The organism is Bartonella sp. AA23NXGY (assembly GCF_042197165.1).
GTDB lineage: Bacteria > Pseudomonadota > Alphaproteobacteria > Rhizobiales > Rhizobiaceae > Bartonella.
In genome coordinates this window covers 53546-65482 of record NZ_JBHIRO010000006.1, presented here as the reverse complement: position 1 = coordinate 65482, position 11937 = coordinate 53546, and the positions used below count along the sequence as shown (strand labels likewise).

8 protein-coding genes and 1 pseudogene are annotated in these 11937 nt (G+C 36.8%); 4 read left to right on the top strand and 5 right to left on the bottom strand.

The window, feature by feature from the left end; genetic code table 11:
- Positions 1–287 precede the first annotated feature (287 nt).
- Complete coding sequence (locus ACFINY_RS04635; protein WP_015856975.1) at positions 288–1199, bottom strand: RNA polymerase factor sigma-32; 912 nt, start codon at positions 1197–1199, stop codon at positions 288–290.
- A 576-nt stretch (positions 1200–1775) separates the two neighbouring features.
- Here ACFINY_RS04635 and ACFINY_RS04630 point away from each other — a divergent pair.
- From ACFINY_RS04630 to ACFINY_RS04620, 3 genes are all read left to right on the top strand, one after another.
- Positions 1776–3356: a hypothetical protein gene (locus ACFINY_RS04630; protein ID WP_375700887.1), complete on the top strand. Its 1581-nt coding sequence runs from the start codon at positions 1776–1778 to the stop codon at positions 3354–3356.
- 21 nt (positions 3357–3377) lie between these two features.
- Positions 3378–3719: a ferredoxin FdxA gene (fdxA, locus tag ACFINY_RS04625; protein ID WP_375617846.1), complete on the top strand. Its 342-nt coding sequence runs from the start codon at positions 3378–3380 to the stop codon at positions 3717–3719.
- A 303-nt stretch (positions 3720–4022) separates the two neighbouring features.
- A complete protein-coding gene (locus ACFINY_RS04620; protein WP_273790499.1) occupies positions 4023–4607 on the top strand; it encodes a CarD family transcriptional regulator in 585 nt (194 codons plus the stop codon).
- A gap of 907 nt (positions 4608–5514) precedes the next feature.
- Here the strand turns inward: ACFINY_RS04620 and ACFINY_RS04615 are convergent.
- Together ACFINY_RS04615 and rpmF are read right to left on the bottom strand one after the other, a co-directional pair.
- A pseudogene (locus tag ACFINY_RS04615) lies at positions 5515–6233 on the bottom strand (tyrosine-type recombinase/integrase); the annotation flags it as partial.
- 1636 nt (positions 6234–7869) lie between these two features.
- Positions 7870–8049, bottom strand: coding sequence for a 50S ribosomal protein L32 (gene rpmF, locus ACFINY_RS04610; RefSeq protein WP_005774555.1), 180 nt, complete (start codon positions 8047–8049; stop codon positions 7870–7872).
- A gap of 424 nt (positions 8050–8473) precedes the next feature.
- On the opposite strand from rpmF, the gene ACFINY_RS04605 reads away from it, so the two are divergent.
- Entirely contained in the window at positions 8474–9376 is a 903-nt protein-coding gene (locus tag ACFINY_RS04605) for a polyprenyl synthetase family protein (protein WP_375611731.1), read from the top strand.
- A 1327-nt stretch (positions 9377–10703) separates the two neighbouring features.
- On the opposite strand, the gene ACFINY_RS04600 is transcribed toward ACFINY_RS04605, so the two are convergent.
- Both ACFINY_RS04600 and ACFINY_RS04595 read right to left on the bottom strand, forming a co-directional pair.
- On the bottom strand, positions 10704–11105 hold the full coding sequence (locus tag ACFINY_RS04600) for a hypothetical protein (protein WP_375700886.1): 402 nt from the start codon (positions 11103–11105) through the stop codon (positions 10704–10706).
- 6 nt (positions 11106–11111) lie between these two features.
- Complete coding sequence (locus ACFINY_RS04595; protein ID WP_375611730.1) at positions 11112–11435, bottom strand: hypothetical protein; 324 nt, start codon at positions 11433–11435, stop codon at positions 11112–11114.
- Positions 11436–11937: the final 502 nt, after the last annotated feature.

The window sequence follows — 11937 nt, the reverse complement described above, 5'->3', positions numbered from 1 at the left end:
CAGTTTTGATTCTTTTCTGCCTGTATCACGCCCTCCCCCTTAAAGCATATTCGAAAATAAAGAGGAACACTTTAAAATCCAACTTCATCATGCCTTTATAGGTCTCCGTTTGATATATATATTTCCTCCAACTAACAGCCCCCTATCTTCCTCTGTTTATCAGTAGCGCCCCCAAGGAGGCATATTCCTAAACAAATATGAACACCCCCTAAAACTGACTTTATCATATTCTCATATGCCCCCACTTAATACATTCTCTTTCCTCCCCCCCCAAAGCCTTTCACTGCTTATATATCGTAAGCGTCTTCTGAATGAACCGTAAGGAGAGCAGAGCGCAATTTTTGCAAAGCCCTAGCTTCAATTTGACGCACGCGCTCTTTCGAGATTCCTAACTTTTCACCTAAAACTTCGAGAGTCGCCCCCTCTTCATTTAAGCGACGAAAGCGAATAATTTCCAACTCCCGTTCGTTGAGAATTTGCAACGCATCGTAAAGCCATTGTGTACGCCGTTGACCATCAATGACTTGCTCAATTAAAGCATCAGGAAGAGGACTATCATCCACCAAAACATCCATCTTAGCAATGGGATTATCACTGTTCTCAGAAACAGAAACACTCAAGGAATTATCAGAACTGGAAAAACGAAAATCCATCGTTTCAACATCGCGCACGGAAACACCGAGTTTTTCAGCGATTGTGCGAAAAATATCCTGTTTTGACAAAGCACTATCATCTTGTATCAGTTTTGCACGCAAACGCCGAAGATTAAAGAAAAGTGCTTTTTGCGAAGAACTCGTTCCCCCTCGAACGATTGACCAATTTCGCAAAATATAATCTTGAATAGAAGCGCGTATCCACCACGTTGCATATGTTGAAAAACGCACTTCCCGATCAGGTTCAAAACGTGCAGCTGCTTCCAATAGTCCCACATACCCTTCTTGTACCAAATCCCCCAATGGCATTTTGAAACGTTTAAAGCGATTAGCAATAGCAATCACTAAACGCATATGAGCCGCTGCAATTTGATGCATGGCATCATCATCACGTTTGTCTTTCCACCGCAGAGCCAAATCATGCTCTTTTTGTCGTTCAAGATAAGGTGCTTGCATAGCAGAACGCATCATATTACGTCCTAAGCTTTTGTCTGCATCGCTATAATTTTTGCTGCTTTTATAAACAGCATTTGAAAGATTACCCATAATAACCCCTTGCGATTAAAATTATCAAAATTGATTTGGCAACGACATCATTGTTCTTCGCTTAAAAAGAACGCAAAAGTTGTTAACTTCTGTGACCACTACTTTAACGTGTAATTTTATAATCGCAATTGTTTTTTTTACTGTCATGGTAAAACTTCTTGACATAAGACACAATTTCACCTGCAAAATGCCTTTACAATATGCCTTTTAGCCTATGAAATATTTGAAAAAACTTTCTCTTCACTTTTCATGACAAAACAGCAAAAAAATAAAGTGATCATGCAAAAGAAATGCCGTTTTTTGATAACCGGTTCCGTTTCCTTTTAAATTGAAGAATTTATTTATGCTTTTAGCTTTACAATACAACTAATAAGTGTAATTTGCAAATATAAAGCATCCAAACTGAATGAAAACTGAATGAAAAAAGAATCATTCAAGTTTTAAAGGCGCAAAGAAACAGCAAAAAATGACAAGAGTGATTGAAGCAAACGCAACAAACGTGTTAAAGAAAGAGCACCATTATGAAATTGTCGCAAAAAGCTTTTGACCAGTGTCACACTGAGAAAGAAAATGATCATGGATAGCAAGATTGTTCAACAGAATGAGATTCTTCAAGATGATATTCTCATTGAAAAACACGGAAGGGGTAAATTTGAAGGTTTTCGTTTTTATGCCAACAAAAACAGTACCGATCAAATAGCTGAGAAGCAAATTTCAACAGAGAATGAGAATTTGATTCTTGCTTTTTCCAAACGCGCGACACGTTTTTGTGCTTCTGCAAATGGAGATTTTACCCTCAGTTCTGATGGAATTGTGCGCTGGATTGGTCAACCCGTAGGACAACTTGTAGCAACAGAAGATTTTTTTAAACCAAAACTGATTGTTTTAGCAGATGAACAACTCACGGGAGAATCCCGCAATAACGTTGTGAAACGATTAGAACGCTTTGTCACCTTTCATTTTGAAACGACTTTAAAACCCCTGTTTGATTTGCGCAATGCTGATAATTTAACGGATTCAACAAACAGTCTTGCTTTACAACTTTTTAACTCTTTAGGGATTTTACCACGCCGCGAAGTCTTAGACATTGTCAAAAACCTTGCGCAAGAATCACGTGCCGTTCTTCGGCGTCTAGGCGTGCGTTTTGGCGCTTTTCATATCTATGTTGCCGGAATGCTTAAACCTGCTCCGGTTCAAGCCATTACTCTCCTGTGGAATCTTCAAAATGCGGGACAAGATCAAACTGGTTTGGGTGAAGTTTTTTCAGCATTATCTGCTGGTCGAACCTCTTTAATTGTTGACCCTACCTATAACCGCCAATTTTATCAATTAGCCGGCTACCGAATCTTAGGACAACGTGCTGTACGGATTGATATTTTAGAACGTCTTGCCAATCTCATCCGTCCCGCACTTCATTGGAAACAAGGAAGTGATCCCAGACCCGATGGAGCCTATGATGGCAAAAGTTTTTTTGTTACACCAGCCATGATGTCCATTCTTGGGGCCAACGGAAACGATATGGAAGAAATCCTCAAAGGACTTGGTTATCAATCGTACAGCATAAGCAATACTGTTTTTGAACAAAATCTCTTTGCACACCAAGCCTCTTCCCCTGTCAATAGGGCAATGCAAGATGTTCCTGCAGCAGAATGCGTTGGAAGTCAATGGCAAACAATAAGCGATTTAGAAACAACACGAGAAGAAAAAAATACCTCATTCCCAAACACTTCATCCTCTGGTATTGAAAAACATCTCCATAAAACCAATCGTTTACCAGCAGCTGAACCTGTTGGGAATTTCGCCAAATCCCCTCGCTCTACAGAAGAAGATAAAGTTATTTTGTTATGGCATTATAAGCATCAATTTCCCCACCATGCACAAAAAAAACGTGATAAATTAGGAAATAAGTGGCAAAATAAATCGAAGAACGCTGTAAAAAAAGCGGAATACAAAAATGAAAATTCCCCTCAAGAAGCACCATCACAAGCAAAACGCTCTCATAAGTTCCACAAATCCCAAGGAAAACATGCAAATCATAAGCCCTTTCAAAAAGAAAAGCGCCTTAATCCTGATTCACCTTTTGCGAAACTAGCTGTACTACGCGATCAACTCACCAATCATAAAAACACGCACACACTTTCCTCTAAAGAGAATTAAAGTAACAAATGGAGTTTGATCTTGACCCACGTAGTAACCGACAACTGCATTCACTGCAAATATACGGATTGCGTTGAAGTCTGCCCAGTTGATTGTTTTTATGAAGGGGAAAATATGCTTGTTATTCACCCCGATGAATGCATCGATTGTGGTGTTTGCGTGCCAGAATGCCCAGCAGAAGCGATTTTACCTGATACAGAACCAGGATTAGAAAAGTGGTTAGAACTCAATCTTCATTATGCAAACAAATGGCCTAATCTAACCACCCGAAAAGATCCCCTTCCTCAAGCAAAAGAAATGGATGGTGTTCCAAATAAATTAGAAAAGTATTTTTCAGAAAATCCAGGAAGTGGCGAAGAGTAATGATAAAGTGTACACTCTCCTCCTTCAACGATTGAAAGACTTCTCTTGTAAAAATAAAAAATCCTTAAGCGAAATGATTGATTCTTTTAAATTTTGATGTTAGTGTTATTTTAACATGATCATCTTTCTAAGTATTTTTCTTTGCTTGTTATAGTAAAGCGGTGTATTTTTTTTTGATTTAAAAGTACTCGGCTTTTATGCTCACTTAATTGGTACAATATACTTGGTTAAAGAAAACTCAACCCTCAGGTTTATAACCTGTTTTCCGATACATTTGTTGATCATAAGGGAGTAAACTAAAATATGGCATCCCAACATGGAACGTCTTCCAAGACCAAAGAATTTGCAACCTCTGAATATATCGTCTACCCTACGCATGGAGTAGGACAAATTATAGCGATTGAAGATCAAGAAGTTGCAGGACATAAATTAAAACTTTTTGTCATTCATTTCGCGAAAGATAAGATGGATGTCAAAGTCCCCATTGCAAAAGCCCTTTCCGTTGGAATGCGTAAATTATCTGCTAGTGATTCTGTCGAACGTGCCTTAAAAGTTTTACGTGGAAAAGCACGCGTTAAACGGACCATGTGGTCACGTCGTGCACAAGAATATGATGCTAAAATCAACTCAGGAGATCTTATTTGTATCGCCGAAGTGGTCCGTGATCTTTTCCGCTCTAATCTACAGCCTGAACAATCTTACTCTGAGCGCCAACTTTATACAGCTGCTCTTGAAAGAATGGCCCGCGAAATTGCGGTTATTAATAGTCTTTCTGAAACAGAAGCTATCAATCTCATAGAGATGCATCTCTCCAACAAGCCGGAACGCGAGTTTAAAACTGAGAGAGAAGAAACAGATGAAAACAGTAAAGCTGTCTACGCTGCATAATACACTCTTTCATCATAATGATGATATTTCGATAAAACCAGCGAAAAGCTGGTTTTATTTTTTAACATCCTCTCTGCCCTTAAGGACAAAGTTTCTTAACCAGCGCCAATCTATAAACAATCTAACTTTTCGACAAATTCCTCTTCCTCATTTTCTTTCTTCATAGATAACAAACTGATTAATCATCATAATCTAGCATTATTCATATTAAATTAGAATCTTGAATATGGTAAGATTACTCATTTCAAATTTCTCTCATGTTGAAGCAATCAAATCACTTGCTTGTCAATCACAAGTGGAGCTGATCTGTGGGTAAAAACTGTACAAAAAGAGCGAGACACTGTCTCAAGCACCAAAGGATATACCAACATTGGAATCTGGCAAGATGTGTAAGGCTGCAGGCTTGCTTTTTTATTAAGCGTAAAGATCATAGTGCCGTTTATACACTACACCGAAACTTTACCATTTACCCCCTTCTACAAAACCATTGGAACATTCAAAAACACCGTCATAAAATGGATGCCACAAATATTGAAAAATATTCCTTTTAAAAAAAGCGTGACAGTACAACATAAGCATATTTTGTCTTGGGCACTCTATTTTGCATGAGAAGCATTCCCCCCATTAAAAAACGCGATAAAAAAAGCATGAACTAAAACCATCATCTCCATTCTGTAAAAGGCATTCCAAATACTTTTGAAAGCTGTAAAATTAACTTAAAAAATAACAATAAAAATGAACGTTAGCATTGCCCCTTTCAATTTCATATTTTTCCAAAATGAGGTTTCTTATTTCAGAGATTACGAAATATATGCAATATTCTTACTCCAATCGGACACAAAAAATCTAGAACGATTCATAGAACTCTTAAAAGTCTCAATCTCTATTTTAAACAGACCGCTAAAGATTGGATATTCTCAGCAGGAATTGTCCAGTTATCATCTTCAATCTGATCTTCACGAATATGACGCAAAGGATTAGTACGAACGCCTGTCAGGATAAGCAAACGCAAAGCCAGTCGTGTTATGTTTTGTGTTTTACAGAGTAACTGATAAAAGGCAGGAACATCTTTCCAATCCATGGCTAGTCTATTAATAGTTTTATAGCGTTGCTTACCTTAAGAGTGCGCGTGCTTTTTTTTGCTTGTAAATCAACATCCAAACCCAAAGCAACCGCATGCTTAAGACAACGATTAAGACGCTTCAGTGCTTTATCTGCTGTTGCAGCTTTTGCATGCCAAATAGAGGCAAGGGTATTGCGTATCTCTGTTTGCGTAATCTCTGAAACGGGTAGACAGCCTAATTTGGGGAGAATATGGAGGCGTAAATGTAAAAACCAATTACAAGCTTCACCATCATTTTTTAATTCAGCTTTACGGCTTTCAAAAGCATCTAGAGCAATGTTTTTTAAATAATGGAGATTACGCATTGCCTCACACTTTTGTTTATCGCGTTCTTTAATGGGGTCACGCCCCTCACGTAAAACAGCACCCCACCCAATTGCCAATTCACGGACTTGTTTAAAGAAACATCTCGCAACGCTCCCAAGCCCATTTCGCGGCCCCCGTGAAAGGTATAACGGTAAATCCATTGACCACCCCCATCTCTTACGTTTGTGAAGAAGCAAGCCGGTACCATCATTATATTTTCCAGCTCGTGGGTGTTACGACAGCCCTTGGCTCTTAAGACGATTCATAAGAACCATTTCTAGTCCTTTCTTATACAAATTTTATCCACACACTCATCCCACTTGTGACGTGCAAACGAGTGGTTTTGATTGATTCTAGATAGAGAGATTTGAAATGAGTGAATCTTACGTTATTCGGGGTTCTAATTCAATATGAAAAACAATGAATTATATATATAAATCAATATGTTGTCTAGTGATGAACAGATAACAAAAAAATCATAAACTTAGGTAAGAAACACTATAAAATCATTCATAAACCAGCTATGAACTGGAGAATCGTACCGGCTTTGATAAAATACTTTGCTCACCCCCACACATAACATATCTGGTTTTAAGTTTACTTATTTTTACAAGCTGTTCGCAACAAATCCCTTATATTCACAAAAATACGAAAAATATATGGACAATTTTTAGTTCAAAAATATGAAAAGACAGCGTGATATTCATAGAAAAGTCTCATATACCTTTATCATAAAAAGCACTAAAGGTTATTGAATGTGTACACCTTCTGTCTTGTAACGGTTTTCTCTTTTCTGCTCATAAGAAAGCACGCTGGCATCAGCATACACTTAACCCCAATGTTACAACAATTCTTACATTTGAAAATATTCATTATAAACATTTTTCCTTTTTATAGAGTTTTCACCCACATGCCAGCCCCACTTGTGACCGAAAAGCAAGTGATTGTCATTGATTCAACATAGGGAAAAATTTGAAATGAGAAAATCCTACGATAGACCTTCCATTCAAGGCGCAAAACAACAAATGATCTTTATAAATCAATGTGATGTCGATCTCTATTTTTTTAAGGAGAATCACATGTCACAATATAAGCCTATAGACAAACCATTGCCTTAAATATTCTCATAAAAAATACCGGTATGCTTAAAGCCTTACATAGATCAACCGCCTTAAACGATGATATTTTACGGTCTAATAGGATTCTCTCTATAGTCAATAAAGATTAAGTGCGATACAAAATGATTCTATTACTGAGCTAACTTATATCAATACCCAAGCTCTTAACGAAGTCATCATAAAAGACACTGATACAAGCAATCCCTTATAGCCTCTCAAGAAAACAAGAAAATCATCTCCCACAATAGAATCATTTCTCTACAGCAAAACTTTATCCCACACATGTTCTCAAGAAAAAGTGAAAAACGCATCTTACCCAATGCATTCACTAATGAAATAAAAGAAGTTCACCACTGGAAAAGAAAGAAAACGCGAAAGTTTTATAACCTCTAAAACAGAACGCCCACGATACATTCCCTGTTTCACATCGATAGAAGACGATGCAAGGGAACCTCAACATTCATCTTAAAGCGAAAATGCACGCCCCAAGCGTGCATTGATCGATGAAATAAAAGAAGTTCACCACTGGAAAAGAAAGAAAACGCTAAAGTTTTAACCACTAAAACAGAACGCCCACGATATATTCCTTGTTCCACATCGATAGAAGACGATGCAAGGGAACCTCAACATTCATCTTAAAGCGAAAATGCACGCCCCAAGCGTGTATTGATCGATGCAATAAAAGAAGTTCACCTCTGGAAAAGAAAGAAAACGCTCAGTCTTTAACCACTAAAACGGAACGCCCACGATACATTCCCGTTTTCAAATCAATGTGATGAGGACGACGTAATTCACCAGAATTTTTATCTTCGATATAAGTCGGCGCCTTCAGAGCATCAGCCGAACGGCGCATGCCCCTCTTCGCTGGAGAGGTTTTTCGTTTAGGTACAGCCATAAAAAGACACTCCAAATCCATTAAAACAGAAAAAGCAATGTCAAAAATGACAATGCTTCATTTAAAACACCATAAAATTCGAGGATATTATACACTGATAAAAAAGAAGAGGCAATGTCAAAATGATCCTCCTCTTACCAAAAATGACCTTCCTGTTATCAAAAATGGTGTCACAATAATCAAATGAATATCAAAAACACTGCAAAATTTAAGAATTTTATACACCAATGAAAGCTTTTTTATAAGCCCTTCATTCAATTTTTATTTGGTTTAAAAAGGGATTTGCGCATACAGTAGAGATACGGATAAAAAGAGAAGTTGATTTTTAATAAAAAACGACGCCAATTTATGAAAACAAGAAAAAGCGACAACCTTTCTCTTTAAACTTCATAATTTCATTTTTGTAAAAACAAAGGAAGCAAGAATGCACGAATTTACCACCCTTCTTGCAAAACATAGAGACACCGTTGAAAAACGGCTTGATACCCTGTTAAGTGATCAAATCCAAAATGGTGAAATTTCACGCCCTAAAAACTTAATCAAAGCCATGCGCTATGGTGTGCTGAACGGTGGAAAACGCTTGCGTCCTTTTCTTGTAATTCAAAGTGCTGCACTTTTTGACGTCCCTGTAGAACATTCTCTTGATGTTGCATGTGCCTTAGAATGTATCCATTGTTATTCGCTCATTCATGATGATCTTCCCGCTATGGATAACGATATACTCCGGCGTGGAAAACCCACCGTCCATATAGCATTTGATGAAGCAACAGCAATTCTAGCAGGCAATGCCCTCTTAACATTTGCCTTTGAAATTATTGCTCATAAAGCTAGTATTTTATCTACAGATATTAGAATCAAGCTGATCACGTCTCTTGCACAATCGGCAGGACTTGGCGGTATGTTAGGTGGACAAATGCTGGACCTTGAAGCTGAAAAAAGACCGCAAGAAAGTACTGACATCATCACTCTACAACACATGAAAACAGCAGCCCTGATAAGCTTTGCTTGCCAAGCAGGTGCCATCATTGGCAATGCATCTAAAGAATTAACTGAAAAACTTACTGATTTTGGTACCTATCTTGGTTTAGCTTTTCAATTAACCGATGACCTTCTTGATGTCACCGCCAACACGCAAACCCTAGGAAAAACGGCTGGGAAAGATGAAACGGCACAAAAAGCCACTTTTGTTCATCTTTACGGCATTAAAGAAACCCAAAAAAAGCGAGATACACTCATCAGTAAAGCAGAAGCATTCTTACATCCTTTTGGCGCTAAAGCACTCCCCCTCCAACAAGCAGCACACTTTAGTGCAATACGCCAAAATTAAACTTCATCCACCTATTGTACATAGTGTACACCGTCATATTTATTGAATGCATAATAGACTTTTCCAAGAAACATTACCATTAATCTCCATTATAGTCCTTATCATGAAATGGGTGCGACAAATCTTAAGAGGAATTTCATTAAAACAAGCCGCGTAAATTTATAACACAAATGCATTCTAGGTATCCTATTTTGCATGAAAAATGCCTTTCATTAAAGACTAAAAGAAACAAAATGTAAAACAATGCGTAATCACCATGTTTTAAAAGATATTACAGTGGGTAGTGGGTGCTTTAAAGCCGAATAAAAAACAACCGGAAAGAGAAAAACTCGTTTTCTCCTTTATGTCTTTAATCTTCTAACGATAAGGCAAAAAATAAACAGAATAAGTAATAAAACAAGGCATTTTATAAACCCGCAAAAAACAATAAAAATGCCGATTGGCTTTGTAGCCTTATCAAAGTCATCTGTTGTTTATTGCCAACCCTAGGAGTACACTGCCCTCAGTAAAGAGTCGTAATTTTTATGCCTTTCCACGCTATCTTGTTGTAAAAGATCAAATATGGTTATATTCTGTAAATTCACTCGTGTATTACTTGCTCTCTAAAAACACTTTTACAAAAGTGCTCGTTGTTTAGTTTAGGCATCATTTTTTTGAAGCTCGTATTTAAAATATCAGAAAAAAATGAATATAATGGCTATTTTGATTTTTATGCCACCCTCAAAGAACAAAGTCTTTTAACCTAATCTGCTCTGTAAACAGTCTAGTGTCCTACCGAGTAGGTTTCTCTCGTTTTCCACGCATGCGATTCACTTAAACTAAAGACGCAATAAACAGACTTAAGAATATTCACCATGCACTTCTTAAAATACTTAATGTATCAAACAGGCTACCTTCACCACCCCTCAAATGACAGTATGTTACGGCATAACAGGATAAATAAAACCACTAATTTCAATAGAACGAAAGACCAAAGCAGTATTATTACCGATCTCTCTTTTCTTAGCAAGAATAATACAACACATTGATTTATAATCATAATTTGTGGTTTTTCAACTTGAATAAGAACCCTGAATATCATAAGATTCTCTCATTTCAAATCTGTGTATGTTAAATCAATCAAAATCATTTGCTTGCACGTCACAAGCGGGAAAAGCCGTGTGGGGCAAAACATCAAAGAAAAAACTAAAAAAATGCCTCTTATGAACCGTCTTAAAAGCCAAGGGCTGTCCGCAACATTAGGGGCGAGAAAAGTGAATAATTGTGTCGGCATGCTCCTTCAAAAGCAGAAACATTTTTATTTACAAAATTGTGTAATAACTTCAATTTAATAATAATCTTGATCACTGTACAACTTTAATTCATCACGCTCTTTATCTCGTTTATTCAATTCATCACATAAAAAGAGAATTGATAAGATTAAACAGAGAATGATCATTGCAACAGAAAGATAAAAAAAGTCCTTATTATTATATATAATAGCGCAATCTAATTTGTGATAAGTAGTTTTTTCAATCCAAGTGCAAATTTCCTCCTTTAAGTGCAATTTTCTTATTAAGATGAAAAGCATCATTGTAAGTGAACCTATGCCTGTTGTAAAAGCTGGAAAATATGTCCACCTTTTGAAGCCATAATAAAAAAACATGCAACATGGCCAAGAAAATGCCGCAATTATCAAGAGTATTATAGCCATTGAATATCCTTCGAGAGAATTTTTCTCATTATCCATTCAATGTCATTTGTAAATTCTTCTTGGTTTCATCATGTCATATATCGTGTTTAGCTCTATGCAAAAACGCGCTATTTGTTTAACATTTTCATCATCACCGGTCCTCATACTCGACACGAGATCAATCATTTGTGTTTTGAAACTCATGCCATTTTCACTTGAAGAATTAAGAAACTTTTTCGCGTAATCAATCATGGGGTCGGTAGAATTCATAGACATATTATAAGCCCAGATAAAATCGCTTTCTCTCCAATTATAGTCATAACGCAAACTGCTTATGACATTGAGTAACATATCTGCTGATATCCATTCATTATAATCACCACGCAATAAATTAACAAAACGTCCACATAAAACAATCAGTATGTGACGATGCCGTATAATGTCAAACTTTGGTACGATATTCTGATAGCCACGGCTATAGACGAAATTTCTTGCTTGTTCTTGCTTTTGAAAATGTTCAAAAGCCTCGTATTTTTCACTTATATATTCTTCGTAAAGTTTATTATACTACTCTAGACTATCTACGCGCGTACATCCCAACAACACAGATACAAAAAAAGAGTTATAAATGTTACAACACGCGTTATGGATAACGATTTCATCGCTTTACCTTTTAATGACCATAATTTGTACGGCTTAACAGATTCCTATCAAATATATCAATATATGCTGTTTTCTTGTGGCTTATTTATAGCAAATTGTACTCAACAATATTTCTGTACTTGGTTTTATTCCCTCTCAACGAGGGGAGATATCATTCAAAGTTTCCATAGATAAGTTTATTATCTGGATAAGAGTATTTTCTAACATCAGAAAATACAGAGCTAAC